20 protein-coding genes and 1 pseudogene are annotated in these 21852 nt (G+C 73.8%); 7 read left to right on the top strand and 14 right to left on the bottom strand.

The annotated features are described in order from the left end of the window. Positions 1-149: 149 nt before the first annotated feature. The 3 genes from ACFCLZ_RS18000 (at position 150) to ACFCLZ_RS17990 (ending at position 3670) form a co-directional block, all read left to right on the top strand. Complete coding sequence (locus ACFCLZ_RS18000; protein WP_380285928.1) at positions 150-704, top strand: SigE family RNA polymerase sigma factor; 555 nt, start codon at positions 150-152, stop codon at positions 702-704. Beyond that, positions 697-2244 carry a hypothetical protein gene (locus tag ACFCLZ_RS17995; RefSeq protein WP_380285927.1) on the top strand — a complete coding sequence of 516 codons (1548 nt, stop codon included), beginning with the start codon at positions 697-699 and terminating at the stop codon, positions 2242-2244. The genes ACFCLZ_RS18000 and ACFCLZ_RS17995 overlap by 8 nt, the downstream gene beginning before the upstream one ends. A 622-nt stretch (positions 2245-2866) precedes the next feature. Continuing rightward, on the top strand, positions 2867-3670 hold the full coding sequence (locus ACFCLZ_RS17990) for an SURF1 family protein (protein ID WP_380285926.1): 804 nt from the start codon (positions 2867-2869) through the stop codon (positions 3668-3670). Between the two features lie 22 nt (positions 3671-3692). On the opposite strand, the gene ACFCLZ_RS17985 is transcribed toward ACFCLZ_RS17990, so the two are convergent. The 4 genes from ACFCLZ_RS17985 to ACFCLZ_RS17970 all read right to left on the bottom strand — a co-directional run bounded on the left by ACFCLZ_RS17985 (position 3693) and on the right by ACFCLZ_RS17970 (position 8199). Further along, on the bottom strand, positions 3693-4214 hold the full coding sequence (locus ACFCLZ_RS17985; protein ID WP_380285925.1) for a hypothetical protein: 522 nt from the start codon (positions 4212-4214) through the stop codon (positions 3693-3695). A gap of 39 nt (positions 4215-4253) precedes the next feature. Beyond that, complete coding sequence (locus ACFCLZ_RS17980) at positions 4254-6146, bottom strand: prolyl oligopeptidase family serine peptidase (RefSeq protein ID WP_380285924.1); 1893 nt, start codon at positions 6144-6146, stop codon at positions 4254-4256. 146 nt (positions 6147-6292) lie between these two features. Beyond that, complete coding sequence (locus tag ACFCLZ_RS17975; protein WP_380285923.1) at positions 6293-7711, bottom strand: MFS transporter; 1419 nt, start codon at positions 7709-7711, stop codon at positions 6293-6295. Positions 7712-7791: 80 nt separating this feature from the next. Next, the gene (locus ACFCLZ_RS17970; protein WP_380285922.1) at positions 7792-8199 is read right to left on the bottom strand and encodes a nuclear transport factor 2 family protein; all 408 of its coding nucleotides are present in this window, start codon (positions 8197-8199) and stop codon (positions 7792-7794) included. 151 nt (positions 8200-8350) lie between these two features. On the opposite strand from ACFCLZ_RS17970, the gene ACFCLZ_RS17965 reads away from it, so the two are divergent. Further along, positions 8351-11056, top strand: a complete 2706-nt coding sequence (locus tag ACFCLZ_RS17965) for an AAA family ATPase (RefSeq protein ID WP_380285921.1) — start codon at positions 8351-8353, stop codon at positions 11054-11056. A 449-nt stretch (positions 11057-11505) separates the two neighbouring features. Here ACFCLZ_RS17965 and ACFCLZ_RS17960 read toward each other — a convergent pair whose 3' ends face one another. Continuing rightward, positions 11506-12234 carry a helix-turn-helix domain-containing protein gene (locus ACFCLZ_RS17960; protein ID WP_380285920.1) on the bottom strand — a complete coding sequence of 243 codons (729 nt, stop codon included), beginning with the start codon at positions 12232-12234 and terminating at the stop codon, positions 11506-11508. A gap of 247 nt (positions 12235-12481) precedes the next feature. Here ACFCLZ_RS17960 and ACFCLZ_RS17955 point away from each other — a divergent pair, with 247 nt between their 5' ends. Beyond that, entirely contained in the window at positions 12482-13711 is a 1230-nt protein-coding gene (locus ACFCLZ_RS17955; RefSeq protein ID WP_380285919.1) for a serine hydrolase domain-containing protein, read from the top strand. Between the two features lie 68 nt (positions 13712-13779). Beyond that, positions 13780-14187, top strand: coding sequence for a hypothetical protein (locus ACFCLZ_RS17950; RefSeq protein ID WP_380285918.1), 408 nt, complete (start codon positions 13780-13782; stop codon positions 14185-14187). On the opposite strand, the gene ACFCLZ_RS17945 is transcribed toward ACFCLZ_RS17950, so the two are convergent. The 8 genes and pseudogenes from ACFCLZ_RS17945 to ACFCLZ_RS17910 form a co-directional block, all read right to left on the bottom strand. Then, positions 14162-14809, bottom strand: a complete 648-nt coding sequence (locus ACFCLZ_RS17945) for a DUF4937 domain-containing protein (protein ID WP_380285917.1) — start codon at positions 14807-14809, stop codon at positions 14162-14164. The genes ACFCLZ_RS17950 and ACFCLZ_RS17945 overlap by 26 nt on opposite strands. Before the next feature lie 198 nt (positions 14810-15007). Further along, positions 15008-17227 (bottom strand): FtsX-like permease family protein, encoded by a 2220-nt coding sequence (locus ACFCLZ_RS17940; protein ID WP_380285916.1) that lies wholly within the window; start codon positions 17225-17227, stop codon positions 15008-15010. Then, complete coding sequence (locus tag ACFCLZ_RS17935; protein WP_380286204.1) at positions 17224-17868, bottom strand: ABC transporter ATP-binding protein; 645 nt, start codon at positions 17866-17868, stop codon at positions 17224-17226. The genes ACFCLZ_RS17940 and ACFCLZ_RS17935 overlap by 4 nt, the downstream gene beginning before the upstream one ends. Positions 17869-18053: 185 nt before the next feature. Then, positions 18054-18398, bottom strand: coding sequence for a hypothetical protein (locus ACFCLZ_RS17930; RefSeq protein WP_380285915.1), 345 nt, complete (start codon positions 18396-18398; stop codon positions 18054-18056). A 396-nt stretch (positions 18399-18794) separates the two neighbouring features. Next, positions 18795-18926 (bottom strand): MFS transporter, encoded by a 132-nt coding sequence (locus tag ACFCLZ_RS17925; protein WP_380286203.1) that lies wholly within the window; start codon positions 18924-18926, stop codon positions 18795-18797. Positions 18927-19003: 77 nt separating this feature from the next. Further along, positions 19004-19096, bottom strand: a pseudogene (locus ACFCLZ_RS17920) (MFS transporter); the annotation flags it as partial. Positions 19097-19277: 181 nt separating this feature from the next. Next, the gene (locus ACFCLZ_RS17915) at positions 19278-19907 is read right to left on the bottom strand and encodes a ScbR family autoregulator-binding transcription factor (protein WP_380285914.1); all 630 of its coding nucleotides are present in this window, start codon (positions 19905-19907) and stop codon (positions 19278-19280) included. Positions 19908-20015: 108 nt separating this feature from the next. After that, on the bottom strand, positions 20016-20258 hold the full coding sequence (locus ACFCLZ_RS17910) for a hypothetical protein (RefSeq protein ID WP_380285913.1): 243 nt from the start codon (positions 20256-20258) through the stop codon (positions 20016-20018). A 102-nt stretch (positions 20259-20360) separates the two neighbouring features. On the opposite strand from ACFCLZ_RS17910, the gene ACFCLZ_RS17905 reads away from it, so the two are divergent. Then, positions 20361-21218 (top strand): LysR family transcriptional regulator, encoded by an 858-nt coding sequence (locus ACFCLZ_RS17905; protein WP_380285912.1) that lies wholly within the window; start codon positions 20361-20363, stop codon positions 21216-21218. 7 nt (positions 21219-21225) lie between these two features. On the opposite strand, the gene ACFCLZ_RS17900 is transcribed toward ACFCLZ_RS17905, so the two are convergent. Then, entirely contained in the window at positions 21226-21831 is a 606-nt protein-coding gene (locus ACFCLZ_RS17900) for a TetR/AcrR family transcriptional regulator (protein WP_380285911.1), read from the bottom strand. Positions 21832-21852 lie beyond the last annotated feature (21 nt).

Genomic DNA, 21852 nt, shown 5'->3' with positions numbered 1-21852 from the left:
GCCGGGCTGGGCAACCATGACAGGGGATCGAGTGTCCAACGGGCGTGGCGAACGTGATGGTGGGGGCAGGGACGGGCATCTCGGCGGTAGCCGCGGTGACGTTTCCGTCGCGTGTCCAGTGGCCTGCGGATAGGCCGGAAGATAACCAGATGACGGCAGTCGCACCCGGCGCCGCGGACTCCGGCGCCGGTAACGCCGGCACCGCCGCCGGGACCAGCGAGGACCTGCTCACCGAGACCTATCAGGCGCACTACCGATCTCTGCTGAGACTGGCCGCGCTGCTCCTCGACGACCTGTCGAGCTGCGAGGACGTCGTCCAGGAGGCCTTCATCCGGGTGCACGCGGCCCGGCGGCGGGTGCGTGAACCCGAGAAGACGCTGGCCTACCTGCGGCAGACCGTGGTCAACCTGTCCCGCTCGACGCTGCGGCGCAGGATCCTCGGGCTGCGGTTGCTGCAGAAGCCGATGCCTGACATGGCCAGTGCAGAGGAAGGCGCCTACGATGCGCTGGAGCGTGACCAGTTGAAAGTCGCGCTGCGGGGTCTGCAACGCCGTCAGCGGGAGGTTCTCGTGCTGCGCTACTTCCTGGACATGACGGAGGCCCAGGTGGCGGAGACCCTGGGCATCTCGCTCGGTTCGGTGAAGGCGTACGGCTCACGAGGGCTCGCCGCACTGCGGGTCCAGATGGAGGCCGGGCATGGCTGAGAACGATCGTGCGGGTGCGGGTGCGGGTGCGGGTGCGGGTGCGGGTGCGGGCGGGGGAGCTCCGTTCGAGTCGGCGGCCCCGCTCGGCGGGGAGGAGTCCGGTGAGCGCGAGGAGCGGCTGGTCCGGGAGCTGATGCAGCGGGCCGTGGCCGAGGTGCAGCCCGTACCCGGCAGCCTGCAGTACATCCGGCGGGCGGTGCCGCGCAGACGGGCCGTTCGGCGCGGGGCCTGGACGGGCGTCGCCGCGGTGGCCGCGGCCGCCTCGTTCCTGCTGCCGGCCCTGCACACCGCGGACCACCTCGGCCTGTCCGGCGGCCCCGGCTCGGCCGGTGCCGCGAGCGGCAACGCCTCCGCGACCGTCGCGGGCACCGCCTCCGGCACCACCGGTGCGCCCGACCTGCCGCCGGCCTCCGGCACCGGGGCGCCGGCCGTCCCCGGCAGTCCGTCCGGCACCGCCGACGGCTCGCCGAGCGGCGTCGGCCCGAGCACCAGCCGGCCCGCGCAGGGCACCTCCGCCCCGACCGCCACCACCACCGGAGGGAACAGCGTCCCGGCGGTGGCGCTGTGCACGCGCTCCGACCTCGGGCAGGGCGCCGCACGCCTCGGCGCCGCGGACGCCGACGGGCGGATCTACGGCTACTTCACGGTGACCAACGTCTCCGGGCGCAGCTGCCAGCTGGGCGGTCCCGGGTCGGTCACCGTCACCGGTGCCGCGGCGGCGGACACCGGCCGCATCCGGATCGCCTTTCATACCGCCGGTGACCCGGCGACCGACCTGCCCGCACCCGGGGCCTCGTCCGGGCCCGCGGCCGGCAAGGACGCGGGGAGCGACGGTCTCGTCCTCCAGCCCCGGGCCGGGTACCGGGTGGACTTCGCCTGGGTCCCGGACCAGGGCGGCTGCTCCGTCCCCGGCGGCACGGCCTCGCCGAGCGCGTCCGCCGGCAGCGGGCAGCCGGGTACGTCCGGCGGCGGTGGTACGACGGGGGGCAGCGCGGCCGGTCCCGGTACTGCGAGCGGCGGACCGGGGACGGGCTCGGGCTCACTGCCGGGTGCGGGCGGCGGTGGCGGGTCGGGGTCCGTTTCCGGCTCCGGAGCCGGGTCCGGAGCCGTTTCCGGCTCCGGTGGGAGCGCGGGTGGTGCGGGGACGGGTGGGGGCTCGGTGGGTTCGGCGGGCGTGGACGGCGGTTCGGCGGGCGGGACCCAGCCGGGCGGAGCCGGGACGGCGGCGGGCGGCACCGGCGGGGTGCCGGGGGCGGCTCCGGCGGCCGAGCCCACCGGGGAGCCGACCGCACAGCCGCGGCCGACCACGACGACGGGCGCGCCCACTGGGGCGCCGAGCCCGTCGGCCACCTCGGCACCCGGCCCGAGCAAGCCCTCGGCGAGCGTCACCCTGGCGTACACCCCGGCCCCGGGCAACCCGGCCGCCGCGAGCACCGTGCTGCCCGGCGCCTGCGCGGGCACGGTCTACCGGACGGTGCCGCAGCTCCTCGCGGCCGACACCCCGGCCCCCGCCCCCAGCACCTCGCCGTCGGCGGGGTGACCTGCGGGCGGGGCCGGGGTGTCGGCGCGGGCGCTGCCGCGCCGGGGTGCGGGGTGCTGGGTGCTGCCGTGCCGGCGCGCGCGGTGCTCTCGCCGGCGCGCGGTGTGCCCGCGTCGGGGTGCCTGCCGTCAGGGCGGCTTGTTGGTGTGCGCCGCGTATGTGCGCAGGAAGTCGGCCGGTCCGACTTCCTGCTCCGGGTGGGGCGGGCGGGCAGAGTATGTAGACCGGTCGGCATATTTTGGTGCTCGGGCGGGGCCGGGGAGCGAGCCGGGGAGCGGGCGTTGGGCTGGCGGGAGTGGAAAGTCGGCGGGGTCGACTTCCTGCTCCAAAGGTGCGCGGTGCGCGGTGTGTGCGCGGGGCGGGGCAGATTATGTAGACCGGTCTACTGATGCCAGCCGGAGTATGTAGACCGGTCGGCATATTCAAGGATCCGCGTGAGGCGTGGGCCAGCTCGGCGGGAGTGGGAAGTCGGCGGGTCCGACTTCCCACTCCGGAGACGTCGGCGAGGTCGGCAAACTAGGTAGACCGGTCTGCATATTCCCCGAGGGCAGGAGGCAGGCGTGGAGGGCGCGCGGGGGCCCTGGGGGCGGGCGGGGTGTGAGGAGTGGTTACCGTGGGGGGTGTGTACCGGTTCCTCCTCACTCCGCGCTGGCTGAGCGGCACCGCGTTGGCCGTGGCGGCCGTCGCGGTGTGCGTCTGGCTCGGCTCCTGGCAGCTCGGCCGCTTCGAGGACCGGGTCTCCTCGCACAAGGAGATCAGCCGGGCGGTGGCCGACGGCGGCGCCCCCCGGCCGCTCGGCGAACTGCTCGCCGCCGACCGCCCGCAGGTCACCACCGACACCGTCGGCCGCACCGTGACGGTCACCGGCACCTTCGACCAGGAACACCAGCTGCTCGTCCCCAACCGCGTGCTGGACGGCAAGCAGGGCTACTACGTGCTCACCCCGCTGCGCACCGCCGACGGCCGGACCGCCGCGGTCGTCCGCGGTTGGGCCGCCGGCGCACCCCCGGTCGGCGCGGCCGTCGCCGACAGCCCGGCGGCGGCCGCACCGGCCGGCGAGGTGACCGTGACCGGCCGCCTCCAGGCCGGCGAGACCAGCGGCAGCGGCGGCGCCGTGGCCGGCGGCCTCCCGGACGGGCAGCTCGGCACGATCAACCGGGCCGCGCTCGTCAACAAGCTCGCGCTGGACGGCTGGTACGACGGCTGGGTGTCCGCCGACACCGCGCCGGACGGCCTCACGCCCGTCCCCACCGTGCAGCCGCAGGGCGGCGACGGCCTCTCCCTGCGCGCGTTCCAGAACCTCGGCTACACGCTGGAGTGGTTCGTCTTCGGCGGCTTCGTGGTCTTCATGTGGTTCCGCCTGATGCGCCGCGAGGCGGAGGCGGAGCAGGACCGGGCCCTCGGACTGGACCCGGTCCTGGACTGACGCCGGACTGCCGTCCCGCTGATCAGCGGGACGGCTTCACCGGTGGCACCGGTGGCACGGCCGGCTTGGCCGGTACGGAGGGAACGGCCGGTGCCGGCACCACGGGCGACGGCGCACCGGCCGATGGCGTACCGGCCGACGGCGAGGCGGTCGGCGGAGGGTTGTCGCACTTGCGGCCACTGTTGTTGCTGCCGCCGTTGCTGTTGTACGTGTCGGTGTGGTGCCGGGTCGTGCGGCCGCTCTTGGAGCCCTTGGACCCTTTCGAGCCCGATGACGACGACCCCTTCGAGCCCGAAGACTTGGCGAGCACCACCACACCGTCGTCCTCCCCGCCCGCCACCGGCGCGGTGCGGAACGCCGCCTTCACCACCGTGGAAGTGGCCGTGGGCAACGATGGCGGCGGCGACGACGAGGACGACGGCGAGGACGACGGCGAGGAAGCCGGCGGACAAGCCGCGCTCCCACCGCCACCGCCGCCACCGTCGGAACCCGAGCAGCCGGTGAGCACCAGCACCCCGGCCACCCCCACCCCCGCGATCGTCAACAGGCGTCTCACCCGTACCCCCCCGTTTCCCTGCGTCCCCTACTTCTCCGTGCCCGCCCGATTCTCGCCCACCGCCGCGCCGCCGAGGTGCCGCCGGACGAATTCGATCTCCAGCCGCAGTTGCTTGATCCGCTCGTCCACGACCAGCGACCCGTGCCCGGCGTCGTACCGGTACACCTCGTGCGGCTTGCCGAGCTGCTCCAGCCGCTCGACGTAGTTGTCGATCTGCTGGATCGGGCAGCGCGGATCGTTCACCCCGGCACTGATGTACACCGGCACCCGCACCTGCTCGACGTACGTCAGCGGCGAGGACGCCGTCCAGCGCTCGGGCACCTCCTCCGGCGTGCCGCCGAAGAGCGTGCGGTCGATCGCCTTCAGCGCCTCCATCTCGTCGCCGTACGCCGTCAGGTAGTCCGCGACGGGCACGGCGGCGATGCCGAGGCTCCACAGCTCCGGCTGCGTCCCGAGCCCGAGCAGCGTGAGGTAGCCGCCCCAGGAGCCGCCGGACAGCACCAGCCGCGCCGGGTCGGCCAGCCCGCTCGCCACCGCCCACTCGCGCACGGCGGCGATGTCCTCCAGCTCGATCAGCCCGACCCGCTCGCGCAGCGCGTCCGTCCAGGCCTGGCCGTAGCCGGTGGAGCCGCGGTAGTTGACCCGGACCACCGCGAAGCCGTGGTCCAGCCAGGCGGCCGGGCCGGCGGCGAAGGAGTCGCTGTCGTGGTGGGTCGGGCCGCCGTGGACCTCGAACACGGTCGGGAACGGCCCGTCGCCCGCCCCGGCCGGCCGCTGGACCAGCGCGTGCACCCGCCCGCCGGGCCCGTCCACCCACACGTCCTCGACCGGCACCGAGCCGGGCGGGACGGCGCCGGGCGCGCGCAGCACCACGGTGCCGGCGGTGGAGCGCACGGCGGACGGCTCGGCGGCGGAGGACCAGAGGAACTCCACGGTGCCGTCCGGCCGCGGGGTGGCGCCGCCGACGGTGCCGCGCGGGGTCTCCAGGCGGGTGAGCACACCCTCGCCCAGCGCGTACGAGAACAGCTCGCTGCGCGCCTCGTACTCGTGCTCGATCAGCAGCGACCGGGCGTCGGGCCGCCACTGGGCGGAGAGATCGCCCGGCAGCTCGCGGCCCTGCTCGTCGCGGAGCACCAGCGCCGTCTCCACGCCGGTCGCGACGTCCCAGATCATCGGCTCCCAGCGGCCGGTGCGCTGGTGGGCGACCAGCAGCCGGGTGTCGCCGTCGAGCGGCGCGAAGCCCAGGCAGGCCACCCCGCGCGGCTCGTCGCAGCCGGTCACCTCGTCCAGTTCGGCCACGGTGGAGACAGCGTCGCCGTCGACGGGCAGCCGCACGACGCGGATCGCCCCGTGCATGGCGTCGCCGTGCTCGGTGTGGTCGATGGCCAGCAGGGTGCTGTCGTGGCTCAGGTCGCCGACGCCGCCGTACTCGGCGTGCCGGTAGATCTCGACGGCCCGGTCCGCGCCGGGGCGGCGCAGGTGCAGGGTGGTGCCGCCCTCGTCGGTGGAGCGGCCGACCACCACGGTGCCGTCCCGGCCCAGGGCGAGACCCGCTTCGTAGGACGGGGCGAGGCCGGGGACGGCCTCCTCGTCGGGTCCGGTCGGGCCGTCGGCGCCCTCGGGGCGGGCCGCGAACGGCCGGCGGCGCCAGATGCCGAACTCGTCGCCGTCGTTGTCGTCGAACCACCAGATCCACTCGCCGTCGGGGGACAGCTCGGCGTCGGTGGTGCCGTTGGGGCGGTCGGTGACCCGCCGGTGGGTGTCGGTGACGCGGTCCCAGGCGTAGACCTCGTAGGTGCCGCTGGCGTTGGACACGTACAGCGCCCGCTCGGGGGCGTCCTCCGCCCAGTCCGGCAGGGAGACCCGGGCCGCCCTGAACCGCTGCTCCCACGCCGGCACGGCGCTCTTCTCCTCGCTCATCCACCCATCCAACCCGATCGGGGGGAGGAAACGGAACGGGCGGGCGAAACGGAACGGGTGGGCGGGCGAAACGGAACGGGCGGACGGAACAGAAGCGGGAGGACCGCGCCCCGGCCCTCCCCCCTTCCCCCGGCCCGGCGGCCGGCTCACCGTGTGCGGCGCGGCAGCAGCTGGACCAGGCCCGCCAGCAGCAGCTCCAGCACCGCCAGCGCCGCGAGGCTGCGCCCGAACGCGGAGGCCGGGTCATCGGCGCCGTAGGAGAGGATGCCGATCAGCGCGACCCCGAGCGCCCCCGCCACCTGCTGGACGGTGGCCACCAGGCCCGCCGCCGAGCCGGCCAGCCGCGGTTCGACCCCCGCCAGCACCAGGGACGTCACCGGGGCGATCACCAGGCCCATGCCGAGCCCGTCCACGAACAGGCCGGGCGCCAGCCACCAGACGCTGTCGGTGGGGCCGGCGGCGTGCACCGCGAGGCCCAGCAGGCCCAGCCCCGCGGCCATCAGCAGCCCGCCGAGCGCGATCGTCTGCCGGTCCAGCCGGGCGGCGACCCGGTGCGCGACGGTGGAGGTCACCAGGTAGCCGAGGCCGATCGCGGTGAAGACCAGGCCCGCGCCGAGCGCGTCCAGCCCGCGGCCGGGCTGCAGGTACAGGGCCAGCACCAGGAAGAACGACGCCTGGCCGAGCGAGAAGGCCAGCTGCGCGAGCAGGCCGGTGGTGAACGCGCGGTCGGCGAACAGCCGGGTGTCGACCAGCGGCGCGCCGCCCGCCCGGCCGCTGCGGTGCTGCTGGACGGCGAAGACCGTGAGCAGCACGGCCGAGGTGCCCAGGCAGAGCCAGGTCCACAGCGGCCAGCCGGCCCCGGGGCCCTGGATCAGCGGCAGCACCAGCCCGGTCAGCGCGACGGTGACCAGCGCGACGCCCACCGGGTCCAGGCCCGGGCGGTGCGGGGCCCGCGACTCGGGCAGGCAGCGCCGCACCAGCGCCAGGGCGGCCAGGCCGACCGGCAGGTTGAGCAGGAAGCAGCTGCGCCAGCCCAGGCCGAACAGGTCGGCGTGGATCAGCACCCCGCCGATCAGCTGTCCGAAGACGGCGCCGAGCCCCATGGTCAGCCCGTACATCGCGAACGCCCGGGCCTGCGCCGCGCCGCTGTACGCCGTTCTCAGGATCGCCAGCACCTGCGGGCTCGTCAGCGCTGCGGCCAGTCCCTGGGCGGCCCGGGCGGCGACCAGCGCGCCCGCCGTCGGGGCCAGGCCGCAGGCCGCCGAGGCCAGGGTGAACAGGGCCAGGCCGAGCCCGAACATCCGGCGCCGGCCGTAGCGGTCGCCGAGCCGGCCGGCGGTGATCAGTCCGGCGGCGAGGGCGAGGCCGAAGCCGGCGACCACCCACTGGACGGCGGCCGGTCCGGCGCTCAGATCGGTCTGGAGGGAGGGTATGGCGACGTTGACGACGAAGACGTCGAGAGCGGTCATGAAGGTCGCGGTCAGGAGGACCGGCAGCAGGCCGCGCGGGACGGGCGCGCCGGCGGTGCCGGAGGCGCTCGGGCGGGCGGTGAGCGTGCTGGACAACTCGGCGTCTCCTCAGGGGCGGTGGAGCGGGGCGGGCGCCGGCGTCGCCCGCCCCGGCGGTCGGTCGGGGTGGTGCCGGCTCAGGCGCCCGGGACGCGGTCGAGGAAGCCGTGCACCGAGGCGATCCGGCCCTCCGCGTCGGCGACCAGCACGTCGAAGCCGATGACCAGCGGCTCCTCGCCGGCCGGGCCGAGGTTCCACGTGAAACGGGCGATGTCGTGGTGGGCGTCGACCGGGCCGAGGGTGAACACCAGGCCGGGGAACTGCGCCTGGGCGGCGCCGATCAGCGCGTCGACGCCCTCGCGGCCGGTGACGGCGGCCAGCGGGTCGGTGTAGCGGCCGTCCTCGGCCCAGGCGTCGTCGATCAGCTTCCGGCGGGCGACCGGGTCGGTCTCGTTCCAGGCGGCGAGGTAGCGGGCGGCGAGCTGCTGGAGCTCGGTCGGCCGGAGTTCGTTCGACTGGAGTTCGTTCGGCTGGGTGGCGTTCATCGTCTTCTCCCTTGTCCGGTACGGCGGTTGGCGGGCCGTTCCCGCTGGTCGAAAAGGTACGGACGGCGGGCGGCGGGCGAATCCGTCACGGATAGGTAGGGCGTACCTACGTCGCCGCCAGTAGGGTCGGGGCATCGGGAGGGGGACCGGGGTGCTGTACGGGCGGGAGCGGGAGCAGGCCGCCGTCGGGGCGCTGCTCGACGGGGCGCGGGGCGGCCGCAGCGGGGTGCTGGTGCTGCGCGGCGAGCCGGGGATCGGCAAGACGGCGCTGCTGGAGTACGCGGTGGCGGCGGCCGGTGGCGGCGTCCGGGTGGTCAGGGCGGCCGGGGTCGAGTACGAGGCCGAACTCCCCTTCGCGGGGCTGAGTCTGCTGCTGGCGCCCGGACTGGACCGGCTGGACGCGCTGCCCGGGCCGCAACGGCGGTCGCTGGAGGGCGCGTTCGGACTCGGAGAGGCGGCCTCCGGTGGCGCGGACCGGCTGCTCGCCGGGCTGGCCACACTCGGCCTGCTGGCGGAACTCGCCTCCGAGCAGCCCCTGTTGTGCGTCGTCGATGATGTGCAGTGGCTGGACCGGGCCTCGTTGGACGCGCTGCTGATCGCGGCCCGCCGGCTCCAGGCGGAGGGCATCGCGCTGCTGCTCGCCGCCCGGGACGCGGGGGCCGGGGCGGACGTGCTGCCGCTCGCCGGGCTGCCGGAGCTGCGGCTGACCGGGCTCGCCGAGGCGGACGCCGTCCGGCTGCTCGCCGACCGCGCGGGCGGGGCGCTCGCCGAACCGGTCCGTCGGCGCCTGCTCGCCGAGGCGGCCGGAAACCCCCTGGCGCTCGTCGAACTCCCGCCGGTGGAGGCGGACTGCGCGGCCGGAGGGCTGGCGCTCACCAGCCGTCTGCAGATCGCCTTCCACGGCCAGGTCACCGGCCTGCCGCCCGCCACCCAGACGCTGCTCCTGGTCGCGGCGGCCGAGGAGAACGGGGAGTTGGACGTCGTGCTGGCCGCGGCCGCCGTGCTCGGTGTGGACGCCGGGGCGCTCGCTCCCGCCGAGCGGGGCCGGCTGATCACCGTCGATGCCGGGCGCCGGCTCGTCTTCCGGCATCCGCTGCTGCGTACCGCCGTTCTGCAACGAACGCCCCTGCAACAGCAGTTGGCCGTCCACCGGGCGATCGGCGAAGTCCTGGAGGACGGCGACCGGCGCACCTGGCACCTCGCGCTGGCCGCCACCGCGCCCGACGCCGACCTCGCCGACGCCCTGGAGCGCACCGCCCAACGGGCCGAGGCGCGCGGCGCCCACGGCGGCGCGGCGGCCGCGTACGAGCGCGCCGCCGGGCTCACCCCGGACCGCGACGGCGCCACCCGCCGCCTGGTGCTCGCCGCCGAAGCAGCCACCGAGGAAGGCAAGTTGGCGCAGGCGGAGGCGCTCGCCGACCGGGCCGGGGCGCGCACCGACAGCGTGTTCGCGCACGCCCTGCTCGACCAGGTCCGGGCGGTCGCGCACTTCTGGCGCGGCGCCTACCCGGCCGCGTACCGGCTGCTGCTGGACGCCGCCGCCGCCGACATCGAGCCCGCGCACGCGGTACGGATGCTGCTCCAGGCCTTCCACGCCGCCTGGTACGTCGGCGAGGAGCCGGTGGCCACCGTGCTCGACCGGCTGGCCGCCCTCCCGCTCGGCCCCGGTGAACCGCTCGCCCCGCTGGCCCGGCACCTGCCGGCCGCCGTACTGCCGGCCCTGGGGCGTCCCGTCGAGCCCGTGCCCGACATCCGGGCCACGGCGGACGAGGCGCGGAAGGCGGGGGCGGAGAGCCCGGTCGACCTGGTGCAGCTGTGCGGCGCGGCGCTCGTCCTCGGGCGCGACCACGAGACGCTGGAGCTGGCCGCCGAACTCGCTGCCGAGGCGCGGGCCAAGGGGACGGTCGGGGTGCTGCCCACGCTCCAGTTCTTCCTCGCCGAGGCCGAGTTGTTCCACGGCCGGCACCGCGACGCCGAGGTCACGGCGGCGGAGGGGCACGCGCTCGCCCGGGACGCCGGCCAGCACCAGTGGACCAGCCAACTCGCGGCCATACTGGCCTGCTTGGCGGCACTCGGCGGGGCCGACGAGCGGTGCGTCGAGTTGGCCGCCGAGGCGCTCGCCTCCGGTTCCTCCGCGCCTGCGGCCGGTGAACCCTGGGCGCAGTGGGCGCTCGCGCTGCTGGACCTCGGCCGGGGACGCGTCGCCGCCGCCGCGGACCGGCTGCACACGCTCACCACCGGGCCGTACCGGCACCACGTCGGCGCGACCCGGGCCGTGCCGGACCTCGTCGAGGCGGCCGTCCGGCTGGGCGAGCCGGACCGGGCGGCCGGGCCGTACGAGCGCTTCGCGCGCTGGGCGGGCGCGGCGGGGACACCCTGGGCGGAGGCGCTGCGGCTGCGCTGCCAGGCGCTGTTGGGGCCGGACGAGTTGGCCGAGTCCGCCTACCGGGCGGCCCTCGACCTGCACGAGGGCACCCACCGCCCGTTCGAGCGGGCGCGGACGGCGTTGCTGTACGGCGAGTGGCTACGGCGCGAGCGGCGGCGGACGGACGCCCGGCCGCACCTGAGTGCGGCGCTGGAGACCTTCGAGCGGCTGGGCGCCGCGCCGTGGGCGGACCGCGCGCGCACCGAACTGACGGCCACCGGCACCGTCGCGGCCCCGGCTGCTCCCGCAGGGGCGCTCACGGTGCTCACCCCGCAGGAGTTGCAGATCGCGCGACTGGCGGCGCAGGGGCTGACCAACCGGGACATCGCGGCGCAGCTGTTCCTCAGCCCGAGGACGGTGGGGCACCACCTGTACAAGGCGTACCCGAAGCTGGGGATCGCCTCGCGGGCGGAGCTGGTGGCGCTGTTCTGAGCGGACGAGGACGGGAAGGTCCCCGCCGCCCCGGGGTGAGGAGGGCGGCAGGGCCGGCTCTTGTCCCTACTGGGGGTGTGTACCAGCTGGTTGTGAGCTTCGGTCGAGCCGCACGTCGGTTGCCGCTGCACCGGCGCGAAGGGCTGTCGAGATGGAGCCACCCGATCGAGTGATCCGGGCTGTTCGGCGGGGGTGCCGCGGAGGAGGAGGGGGAGGTGGGCGCCGCGGTTGAGGGCTTCGAGGACGGTGGTGATGGTATGGGGCGGGCGGTGGCGGGCGACGATGCTCTCCTGGGCGGTGGTGAGGCGGCCGCCCCAGTAGACGAAGTTGACGCCGTTCTTTCGTCACTGCCCTGCAAGCCGGCGAGTTCGGCGAGGTCTGATCGTTTCCGGCACTGCGATCACGGAGTGGGAAGTCGACTGGGCCGACTTCCCACTCCGGCGATCAGATCACGTCGCCCGTTCGGCGTTCCTGGCGGCCAGGTGCTGCTGGCACTGCTCCAGCAACTCCCGCATGGACTCGCTGATCAGGACGAAGAGTTCGGCGGACGAGGCGAACCGGGCACCCGCCGGGGTCTCCTCCCCGAGAACGTCGGCCCCCTGGCGGGCCATGCCGGCCAGGGTCTCGTTCATCTCGGCGGCACCGAGGATGGACCGGAGCCAGACCTCGTCGTCGACGACGTACCGCTCGCGGCGTTCGCCGGGAACGCGTTCCCGCCTGAGCAGCCCCTGCTGTTCGAGGAAGCCCACGGCATGTGACACGGACGCGGCGCTGACGCGCAGCCGCTGGACCAGGTCGGCGGCGGTGAGGGTGCCGGCGTCGGTGGTGAAGACGGCGGCCAGCACCCTGGCCTCCATCCTGGGGAGCCCGGACTGCGCGAGCAGGGCGGTGAAGGCCTCCGTGAAGTCCTGGACCGCCCCCGGATCCCGCCCGTACCGGCTCTCGGCGACCGCCGGTGCCTCGGGCTGGGCCTTCCTGGCCCGCCGCGCCCGTGTCTGGGTGGCCTCGGCGGCCCGGTCCGCCCCGTAGCCCTCCGGTCCGCCGTTGCGCGTCACCTCGCGCATGATCGTCGAGGCGGGTCGTTCGAGACGCCGCCCGATCTCGGCGTACCCCAGCCCCTCGGCCAGCCCTGTGGCGATGAGCTGACGGTCCTCACTGGTGAGCCTGCCTCCGGGCATGGGTCCTCGTCTCCCGTCCGTCGATGCGTGCGATCTCCGTGCGAGTATGCATTCACGCCCATCTCATTGCAATGTGAGCTTGCCTCCGGCCATTGCATTCAGCTTCATATTCATTGCAATGAATGCCGAAGACCCTTGATGATGGCGGCCTCAGTGCGCCTCATTGCGCGTTGACCAATCTCTGAACGCAATGTAGCGTCATGAGCGTTCAGAAGTTCTCGAACAGAAGTGAGCGGGGAGACTCATCATGGGCACGCACAAGAACGGCTTCTCCGAAGCAGGCCTGCGCAAGGTCCGGGACGTACTGACCCGGCACGTCGAGTCCGGGGCGATCCCCGGCGTCGTCGCCCTCCTCGGCCGGGGCCACGAGACCCACGTCGAGGCGATCGGCACCATGCGCCACGAGGGCGGCGCCCCGATGGCGCGGGACACTATCTTCCGGATGGCCTCGACGTCCAAGCCGGTCACCGTCGCCGCCGCCATGGTCCTGCTCGACGAGTGCAGGCTGCGGCTGGACGACCTCGTCGAGACCTGGCTGCCGGAGCTCGCGAACCGCCAGGTGCTCAAGCGGATCGACAGCCCGCTGGACGACACCGTCCCCGCCCGCCGGCCGATCACCGTCCGGGACGTGCTGACCTCCACCTTCGGCCTCGGTATGGACATCACGGCACTCGGCACCCCGATCATGACCGCGATCATCGAGAACGGCCTCACGCCCGACCTCCCCCAGCCCATGCCCGAGCCCGACGAGTGGCTGCGCCGCCTCGGCACGCTCCCGCTGATGAACCAGCCCGGCGAGCGCTGGCAGTACCAGATCGCCAGCGACGTGCTCGGCGTGCTCGTCGCCCGGGTCACGGGGCAGCCGTTCGAGACCTTCCTGCGTGAGCGCGTCTTCGGCCCGCTGGGCATGGAGGACACCGGCTTCCACGTCCCCGCCGGCAAGATCGACCGGCTGCCGCCCCTCTACGCCCCCGACCCGCAGACCGGGGAGTTCCACGTGTGGGACGAGCCGGCGGACGGGCGCTGGAGCAAGCCCCCGGCGTTCCCGGGCGGTGGCGGCGGACTGGCCTCCACCGTCGACGACTTCCACGCCTACTTCCGGATGCTCCTGAACCACGGGACGCACGACGGCGAGCGCATCCTCTCCCGCCCCGCGGTCCAGCTGATGACCACCAACCGCCTCACGGCCGAGCAGACCGCCGCCCGCGAGGCCCTGGCCCGCGACAACGTCCACCTGTCGCACGGCCAGGGGCAGCACGGGGGTTGGGGCTTCGGGATGGCGGTGCGCACCTACCGCGGGGACTACGCGCCCGTCGGCCAGTTCGGCTGGGACGGCGGCAGCGGCACCTCGACCTACGCCGACCCGGTGAACGGGATCACCGGTCTCCTGCTCACCCAGGTTGGGATGACCGTCCCGAGCTCGGCCCGGCTGATCCACGACTTCTGGACCACCGTCTACCAGGCCCTCGACGCCTGACGCCCGAAACCCGACACCCGCAAGCCCCGACACTCACGACACCCAGACAACCGAAGGAACCCACCACCATGTCCCTCACCCTGACCGACCAGGACAAGACCACCCTGCGCACCGCCGCCTACGGCGCCGTCTCCCTGCTGGCCGCCGCCGACGCCGCCGGCTCGCCCCACCGGATCGCTACCAACGGCTCCATCGCCCTGGCCACCGGGACCGGCCCGGTCGGGCACGTGCTCGCCGAGAACTCCAAGGTGAAGGGCTTGGTCGGCAAGTCCGTCGCCGAACTCGCCGACCACGTCCTCCCGGCCCTGACGGCGGCCGCGACCCTGCTCGGCGACCAGGACCCGGCCGAGGCCGACAACTTCCGCAGCATCGTCAACGTCGCCCTCGCCACCGCCACCCAGTCCCGCAAGGGCGAGCCCACCCCCGCCATGGCCGAGATGACCCGCAAGATCAACGAGGCCCTCGCCGTCGCCTGACGGGCAGCACGGCCCAGGCCGGTTCCAGCGGCAGCAGATGACCGGTCAGCGCGCGCAGGTCGTCCCCGGTCGCCGCATGCTCGCGCAGGGCCGGCAGCCGCTCGGCGGCGTAGCGCCGGTGGGCGGCGGGCCCGGACCACAGGGTGGTGACCAGGTAGCGGTGCGGGTCGAGCCGCGTGACGACGCCGCCGAGCATGCCCCCGGCCGCCGCCATGCCGGGCGCCCACACCCGGCGCTGCACATCGAGGAAGTGCGCCGCCCGGCCCGGCCGCAGTCGGCAGTCGGCGACGCGCAGCAGGGTGGCGGCTTCGAGCGCACGGGGCAGCTCGGCCGCGTCACCGGCCATCTCCAGGACGACGGCCCCGGTGGCGGTCGCGATCGCGGCGTACGTCCCGCCCTGGCCGCTCGCGCCGATGACGGCGTCGTGCCGCTCGCGCATGAACCGCCCGTACGCCTCCTCGTCGGCCCACAGGCCCAGGACCCTGGCACACCCGCGATCCCACCCGCCCACCTGCCCGACCAGCCCTGGCTGGTCCCCGATCGCCGCCCACCCCCGCTGGGCGGCGGAGAACCGCTCCCGGCCGCTCTCCGGCACCTCGCACCCGATCCACTTGCCCCACATGCGCAGTGATTCCTCCGACCTCTTCCCGGCGCCGGCGTTCACCACCCCGGACTGCGTCCTGCTCCATCCTGGCACCGAGGTGTACGGCTCTGCCGGGCTTCGGGAGGCGTCTCGAAGCCCGGCAGGCCAAGGCGTGTCTCTCGGCCGGAGTCGAGCAGTTGTCCGGCCCCGGTCGTCCGGTCACCGGGCGGAGCCGGTCTACTCCATGCCCGGGCGCCACCGCGCGGCCATTCGTCGGGCGGTCCAACTGCCGCCCGTCCACGTGGCCAGGGCCAGGGCGACGGTGAGGGCGAACAGCAGGCCCATGGCCGACCAGGAGACCTGGGCGCCGATGAGCGGTGAGGTCAGCGGCGTGGCCAGCCAGAGATGGACGAGCATGCCGACCACCGCCGCCAGGACGAGGGGAACGAGTAGCGTCCAGGCCGCGACACTGAGGAAGAGCCGGTTGCGGCCGGTCAGTATCCCCACGGGGGCGATCGACCGGCTGAACCGGCTGAACTCCGCCACACTGTTGAGACCGATGGCCAGGCCGGTGAACACCAGGGCGCAGCACCCGAAGAACGTCACCCACGGCAGGCGCGAACCCCGTGAAGTGGCGGCCGACAGCCATTCCCCACCCGGTGGTTGGACGGCCGGGCTGAGCGAGAGGTGCTGCCGGGCCGTCCTGGTGAGGGCCGAAACGTCCGCGCTGCCTCCCGGCGGAACGATCACCAGCACGCTTGAGCCAGGACTCGTGGGCGCCGCGGCGGCATCCGTGGACACCTTCTCGACCGGTCCCTGTCGGAGCTCCATCGCAGAACCCAGCCCGTACCACGCGACCAGCTCTCTGATCCGCGGATCCGGGTCGGTCGTCCCCAATACGCTTCCGGAGCACGGTCGGCGGAAGACGTTCTCGATCTGGTTGCAGGGGCCCTGAAGCACGGTCCGTACCGCCGTATCCTCGTGCGACTGAGTCAGCCGGAAGGTCCGGATGTCCGCGGGCAGGGCCTGGAGGAAGGCCGTGACGCGCGTCTCGTCCGCGGGGGCGGCGACGGTCAGCACACTCGTACCGATTCGTGCGGCGGTGGCCTGCGCGGCGGCCACCGGTTCGCTGATCCGGCTGGTGTGCAACTGCACCTGGCCCAGCAGGCCGATGGCCACGACGGTTCCGGCGGTCAGCCGGGCCGTGACACCGGGACGCGCGGTCAGCCAACGGCCGGCCACGAGTGCTCCGGTTCCACCGCTGCGGCGGGCCGCACGAGTGAGCGCCCGTCCGGCGGCGGAAGTCAGCGCGGCGAGCGCCGACGGCAGGGTCGCCAGGGTGAGCACCACGCCGGCCAGGTACACCACGATGTAGAGGAACGGGTTGTGCGCCGCGAACAGGTCGGGTCCCCTGGTGGCCAGAAGAACACCGGCAGCCAGGCCCACGGACCACCAGCGCTGCGTGCGGCGAGGTGTTGACAGGGCACCCGCCGATGCGTCGCGGCGCCAGCGCCGGCCGGCCCGGTGGAGCACGGTGACACAGATGACCGCGGCGGCGGCCGAGGCCATGGCGCACGCGGCGATCAATTCGAAGTCAGCCATGATGTCGGCTGCGGGCAGTGGGGTGCCGACGAAGGGAATCGCCGCCCCCGAGGCTGTCCAGAGCGCGATCAGGCCCGCGCCCGCGACCGCGCCGATGAGGACCGGCCGGGCGCACTCGCCGAGGTTGACCAGGAAGCGCGCACTTCTCGTCGCTCCCAGCGCACCGAGCAGCACTGTCCGGCGGTCGCGGTCCTCACCGCCCATCCGTGCTGCGACGAACAGCAGAACGCCCGCCGGAAAGACCATCAGCACCGTGATGGCGAAGAGGAACTGGCTGAGCGGTTCGATGGAGAGATCGTCCCCGAAGAACGTACCGGATGCCCCGTATCCGGTGATCGGGATCATGCGGTTCCGGTCGACGAGCTTATCCGGAGGCCGGACATACGCGAGGTACTCGGTCGGTGCGCTCAGCCCGGAGTCACCGATGCGCCCGGCATCGCGCCCCAATCTGGTCGTGATTCCCTCGTCCGCACCTGCTGAGACCAGAGCCGGTGACAGAATCGCCTCGCCCGGTCCGGGCCAGCGCGGCAGGCCTGGCGGCAGTGGAGCGTCGGGGTGCAGCGGAACGACGGAGACGACCGAGTACTGGTAGCCCTGTACGACGTCGAAGCCGGCGGACCACAGTGCGATGGGCTGCTCGGCCGGATGCGCCATGGCCATCTGCGGGTTGCGCGCCTCGCTGCGCAACCCGCGCCCCTCGTAAGCGGACCAGGCGCAAACCAGGGAACCGGTGGCGAGGGTGAGTGCGGCGACTGCGCACAGGAGCGCGGTGAACCGTAGGGCGCCGAAGCGGGAGGACCGGCCGGAGGTGGCACCGATCCGGAGCAATTGGAGCGCGAGGTGCCGACTGCTCACGCTCCGCCTCCGGTTCGGTCCGGATGGGTCAACGTCCCGGTCTCCAGGACGAGTTGACGGTCCGAGTGCGCGGCGACCGCTTTGTCGTGCGTGACGACCACAAGCGCGCATCCGCGGCTCTTGGGCAGGGAGAAGATCAGGTCGCAGACGCTGTCGCGATTGTCGGGGTCGAGCGCGGCCGTCGGCTCGTCCGCGACCAGCAGAGCCGGTTCGTTCACCAGGGCCCGCGCTACCGCGATGCGCTGGCGTTCCCCACCGGAGAGCGCTGCGGTGCGGGTGTCGTTATTGGGAACTCCCAGCTCTTCCAACAGGTTTGCGGCCCGGCGGTACGCTTCCTCACGTCGCCTTCCGCCCAGCAGGGCCGCCAGGGCGACGTTCTCCAGCGGGGACAGCTCAGGTAGCAGCTCGCCGGTCTGGAACACCATCCCGATGTGGTGGCTGCGGTACCTGGCCAGTGCGCGGCCGCGCAGCCGCGCGAGGTCGGCCCCTTCCACCTTGACCGCCCCGGCGTCGGGCCGGATCAGGCCGAGCACGCACATCAACAGCGTACTCTTCCCGCTGCCGCTGGCCCCCGACACCGCCACAGACTCGTTGCGTGTGACCTCGAGCTCGACTCCGTTGAACAGGCTCCGCCCGCCCACGGCATGGTGCAGGCCGTAGACCCCCAGTACCGGTGCGTCAGATGCCGTCCTCGGAGTCGGCCCGGCGGGCTGGACCGCTCGAGAGATCATGTGTCCCCCACTTGTCGCGAAAGGTGCCGGGTCGGACACGCGTCGCGTCCGACCCGGCGCTGAGACCAATCCTTGTTCGTTCTATGGCGGCGGTATCAGCCGATCTGGATGACCCAACTGCTGCAGCTGTCCGACGCGAACTGCTCCTGCCGGCAAGCGCGGATCTGCCAGATCGGGCTGTCGGTGGTGGTCGAGACCGTGGTGTCGGAGCCGCTCTTGTTCCAGAGCGTGCGGACCTCGCCCACGTTGGCGATGCGAGTGTACTGACCATACGCCGAGCGGCTGTCCGCCTTCGTGTCCTTGACGTAGAACGTGTACCCGTCGTTCGACCAGGCGGTCGACCCCGTCGTCGAGGCGGTCACGGCGAACGCCGGTGCGCTGCCTATGACGATGCCCACCCCCGCGATCGCGAGAGCGACCCTCGCAGCCGTCTTCTTCATAGCTTCCTCCCCTGTCTTGCCAATAGAAGCCACCCCTTCGGGTGATTGGGTTGTAAGCAAACAGCATCATCAACCTGATGGAGCGTCAACTTCGTCGGCTGGCCGGATACTTGCCTGGAACGGCTGATATTCGAACGGACCTTATGGGCGCCGGGGAAGAAGTCGGCTCGGCAGTCCTCAAAAGTGCCCCAAGGGTTATTTGAGTGCCGTTCGATCGAAATCGACAATATTTGGCAACTTTGTTGGATCTGTACCTTTGTCAAGAGCTTTCCCGAAGTTGATCTGATCTTTATGCTCCTCCTGCATCCTGGTAGAAGTGATGGATCGTCAAGGTCGTGGTTCTTGAGACGTAGCCTGGCGGTTCGACCCTTGGGCGGGTGCGGAGGGCTGGGGGCCTCATCGGGCGGCCAGGGCGGACTGGATCTCGTCCAGGGAGCGGTTCTTGGTCTCGGGGACGCGGCGGGCGACGAAGAGGGCGGCGGCGAGGGAGACCGCCGCGAAGAACCAGAAGACCCAGCGCTCGCCGATGGCGTCGGCGGTCGGGAGAAGGCCTGGCCGACGACGAAGTTGGCGGCCCAGTCGACCAGGGCGCAGAGGTCGGTGCCGCGGGCCCGGGACTCGGGCGGGAAGATCTCGGTGGCGAGGATCCAGAAGACCGGGCCGAGGCCGATGGCGAAGGCGCCGGCGTAGGAGGGCATCGCGACCAGGGCGACGGCGTTGCCGATCGAGTCGGTGGCGGGCAGGCCGGCGCGGGCGCCGGGCGCGCAGCTCGGCCAGGACGTCGGAGCCGATGAAGCCCCCGCCCCGGTCAGCAGGACGGTGGGCCCGTCCGCGCCCGGCCGCGGTCCGCCTGTTCCCCGCCGTTCCCCCGTGCCGCGGTCACGCCGGCTGCTTCCCGTACTCCCGGACGTACGCGCGCAGTTCGGCGGCCACCGGCGCGGGCGCGATGCCGGGCAGCAGGAACCACCACAGCCGGCCGATCCGCCCGGGCAGGTCGGCGCGCCCGGTGCGCAGGTGGGACATGATCTGCGAGCCGGTGTAGGCCGCGACCAGCACCTGGGCGAACTCCTCGACCACGACGTCGTCGAGCAGCTCGCCGGCCCGCCGGGCGGCCTCCAGCTCGGCGCGGAACTGCCCGGCCCACATCTCGTACGGGCCGAAGTCGCGCAGTCCGAGCTGCCCCTGCTCGACGGCGAGGGTCACCCCGGCGCGCAGCAGCACGTTCTCCCGCAACTCGTCGGCCAGGTAGAGGGTGGTCCGGACGAGCTGGTGCAGTCCCGCCGGCTGCTCCGGCAGGTCCAGGTCGGAGGCCTGCTCGTCGATGACCGCCTTGGCGAGGTCCTCCTTCGACTTGAAGTGGAAGTACATCGCCCCCTGGGTGGTCCCGGCCAGCTTGATGATCTTGCTGACGCTGGAGCCGCTGAAGCCGTACTCGTCGAAGATCTGCGCGGCGGCCCGCAGGATGGTCGCGCGGGTGCGGACGGCACGTTCCTGCGGGGCTCTTGCCACGGGTAGCTCCAAACGCCTCGGCAAACAAAAAGAACGACCTCTATGTTATTGGCCCGGGCAGCCCGCCCCGGACACCGGAGCGCCCAAAGCGCCCCGAGCGCGCACCTCTCACCTCGCCCCGGGCCGCCGGGCGAGCGGCAGCCCCGCCGCCGCGCACGCGACTGCTGGCAGCAGCAGCGCCGCCCCCTCCGGTGCCGCCGGCACCAGCGCCGGCACCAGCGCCGGCAGCGCGAACGACACCCCGAACCCCGCGCCCAGCAGTCCCACCGCCAGCAGCGGGTACGGCGCCCCGGCCGCCACCGAAGCCGCGCTCACCAGGCACCCGCCCGCGAGCAGCGCCACCCCGCCCACGGCGGGCCGCCACCGCCCGACCCGAACGCCCGGGGGCCGAGCGCCCCCGCGCGCTGCCGCCGTACCCTGGTCCCCGCCGGACATCAGGGGGACGGACCGCGCATGGAACTCAGACAGCTCCGCACCTTCGAGGCGGTCGTCGTCCACCGCACCGTCACCGACGCCGCCGTGGCCCTCGGCCTCGAGCCGTCCTCCGTCTCCGAGCAGCTCCGCACGCTGGAACGCTCGCTCGGCACCGCCCTGTTCGAACGCTCGCCGCGCGGCATGACGCCGACCCCGGCCGGGCAGCGGCTGCTGCCCTGGGCCCGCCGGCTGCTGGACCAGGCCGATCAGGCCCGCCGCGAGGTCACCGGCGTCCGCCTGGTCCTGCGGCTCGGCGCCCTGGAGACCGTCGCCGCCACCCACGCTCCCCGGGTGCTCGCCCGGCTGGCCGAACACCACCCGGAACTGGACGTCGCCCTGCACACCGACGCGGTCCGGGACGGCCTGCTGCACGGTGTCGCCGCCGGGAGCCTGGACGCCGCGCTGGTCCTGGACACCGCCGGGCCGCTCGGCGGACTCGGCTTCGCCCTCCCGCCGGTCCCGCTGGCCCACCTCGACCTGGAGGACGTCCCGCTCGCCCTGGTCGCCGCGCCCGCGTCCCCGGACTCGGGTCAGCGCCTGCTGGTGAACGCGCCGGCCTGCTCGTTCCGGCTCGCCGGCGACCGCCTCTTCGGTCCCGAGGTGGAACGCGTCCACACCGGCGGCCTCGCCGTCACCCGCGCCTGCGCCGAGCGCGGCCTCGGCATGGCGCTGCTCCCCGAGTTCGCCGTCCACGACCACCTCGCCGCCGGCACCCTGCGCCGCCTCGCCCCCGCCACCCCCGTCCCCCCGCTCCGCCTCCGCCTGGTCTGGCGCGCCGACCGCGAGGCCATCCCCGCCGTCCGCGACGTCCTCTACGCCGCCGCCACCCCGCGCTGACCGCCGTTCAGGCCGCCCAGAGCCGCTCCAGGTGCGCGTGCAGCACCTCGGCGGCCTGGCCCTCCGTCAGCCGTCCGACCAGGACGTGCGCGGTCAGCCCGTCCACCAGGGCCAGCAGCGTCCGCACCTCGACCGCCCGCGCCCCCTCGTCGGCCGCCTCGTCGTCCCCTTCGCCGGTACCCGCCTCGGCCAGCAGCCTGAGGAACAACTCCTCCGACACCGCGTACGCCGCCCGCAGCGGCCCGGCCAAGGCCTCGCTCACCGCCGCCTGCGCCAGGAACGCCAGCCAGACCCGCGCCTCGGAGCGGTGCTCCGCCCGCAGCAGCGCCAGCTCCTCCGCCGCGTAGCCGACCGCACTGGCCGGGGACTGCGCCGGGCTGCCGCCCAGCCGTTCCCGCATCCGCCGCTCGATCCGCCCGCCGACGTACCGGAGCGCGAAGACCAGCATCTCCTCCTTGGTGGGGAAGCACCGCTGGACGGCCCCCATCGAGAGCCCCGCCCGCTCGGCGACGTCCCGCACCGTGACGCCTTCCAGTCCGCTCTCGTCGGCGAGCCGGCAGACCGCCCCGGCGATCACGCGCCGCCGCTCCTCCAGATCCACCTGTCTGGGCACGCCGTGCTCCCCACTTAATCC

Origin of the sequence: Kitasatospora purpeofusca (assembly GCF_042691725.1) — a bacterium.
GTDB classification, from domain to species: Bacteria; Actinomycetota; Actinomycetes; order Streptomycetales; family Streptomycetaceae; genus Kitasatospora; species Kitasatospora purpeofusca_B.
This window is presented reverse-complemented; position numbering and strand designations above follow the sequence as displayed.

Coding starts and splice junctions, on each gene's coding strand:
- ACFCLZ_RS17930 (WP_380285915.1), bottom strand. CDS start 18,398: ATGAAGAAGACGGCTGCGAGGGTCGCTCTCGCGATCGCGGGGGTGGGC.
- ACFCLZ_RS18000 (WP_380285928.1), top strand. CDS start 150: ATGACGGCAGTCGCACCCGGCGCCGCGGACTCCGGCGCCGGTAACGCC.
- ACFCLZ_RS17945 (WP_380285917.1), bottom strand. CDS start 14,809: ATGTGGGGCAAGTGGATCGGGTGCGAGGTGCCGGAGAGCGGCCGGGAG.
- ACFCLZ_RS17960 (WP_380285920.1), bottom strand. CDS start 12,234: ATGCCCGGAGGCAGGCTCACCAGTGAGGACCGTCAGCTCATCGCCACA.
- ACFCLZ_RS17970 (WP_380285922.1), bottom strand. CDS start 8,199: ATGAACGCCACCCAGCCGAACGAACTCCAGTCGAACGAACTCCGGCCG.
- ACFCLZ_RS17955 (WP_380285919.1), top strand. CDS start 12,482: ATGGGCACGCACAAGAACGGCTTCTCCGAAGCAGGCCTGCGCAAGGTC.
- ACFCLZ_RS17995 (WP_380285927.1), top strand. CDS start 697: ATGGCTGAGAACGATCGTGCGGGTGCGGGTGCGGGTGCGGGTGCGGGT.
- ACFCLZ_RS17950 (WP_380285918.1), top strand. CDS start 13,780: ATGTCCCTCACCCTGACCGACCAGGACAAGACCACCCTGCGCACCGCC.
- ACFCLZ_RS17980 (WP_380285924.1), bottom strand. CDS start 6,146: ATGAGCGAGGAGAAGAGCGCCGTGCCGGCGTGGGAGCAGCGGTTCAGG.
- ACFCLZ_RS17905 (WP_380285912.1), top strand. CDS start 20,361: ATGGAACTCAGACAGCTCCGCACCTTCGAGGCGGTCGTCGTCCACCGC.